Consider the following 819-nt stretch of genomic DNA (forward strand, 5'->3'; position numbering starts at 1 on the left):
ATCATCTCGCCGGAAGCCCAGCTCGCCTTCAACCTGAAGAAGGGCTCGATGCCGATCCGTACCGACATCGACCTGTCGGGTGCCAACGCCTGTATGCAGAAGGCCCTTGGCCTGCTCAAGAACGGCCTGCTGCCCTCCGGTGACTTCGCTCTCTCCAGCGACACCCAGCAGCAGTTCCAGGACCTCAACACCGAGTTCCTCGCCGACGACAACATCACCGTCGACGACTACATCGAGCGCTATGCCTCGATCCTCGAAGCGGCTGACTAAGCCCAGGTCAAGCTTGGCGGGGGTTCGCCCCCGCCATTGAAAACGAGTGGTCGGCCTTGTTCGGCAAGGTCGGCCACGTCCTCTTGGAGAGATACATGGCGGACACTGCCGTTCCCCTGGAGGCGGGCGCCGAAACAGCCAATCGGCCCGGCCTGCTGAACAGAATCCTGCTGCACAACCTGCCCGCGAAAATCGCGGCTCTGCCGATGGTGATCACGGTCCTGGTTGTCTTCGTGGGTTGTACCATCTGGACGATCTACTACTCCTTCACCAACTCAAAGCTCCTGCCGACCGGCAAGTTCGTCGGTTTCGACCAGTATGAGCGCCTGTTTGCCACGTCCCGCTGGAATGTTTCGGTGTGGAACCTGGTCGCCTATGGATCCATGTCGCTGGTGTTCACACTGGTGATCGGTTTCCTCCTGGCGGTGTTGATCGACCAGAAGATCCGCTTTGAAAGTGCGTTCCGCACGATCATGCTCTATCCCTTCGCGCTGTCGTTCATCGTCACCGGCCTTGTCTGGCAGTGGATCATGAACCCGACCCTGGGTC

1 protein-coding gene and 1 pseudogene are annotated in these 819 nt (G+C 59.8%); both read left to right on the forward strand.

Annotated features, from left to right (window positions below):
* Positions 1 to 270: pseudogene (locus J0I64_RS21495) on the forward strand (carbohydrate ABC transporter substrate-binding protein); the annotation flags it as partial.
* A gap of 95 nt (positions 271 to 365) precedes the next feature.
* Positions 366 to 819 (forward strand): carbohydrate ABC transporter permease (locus J0I64_RS21500; protein WP_291412146.1); only part of this gene is annotated, 454 nt, incomplete at its 3' end.

Source organism: Devosia sp. (assembly GCF_017307565.1).
Lineage (GTDB): Bacteria > Pseudomonadota > Alphaproteobacteria > Rhizobiales > Devosiaceae > Devosia.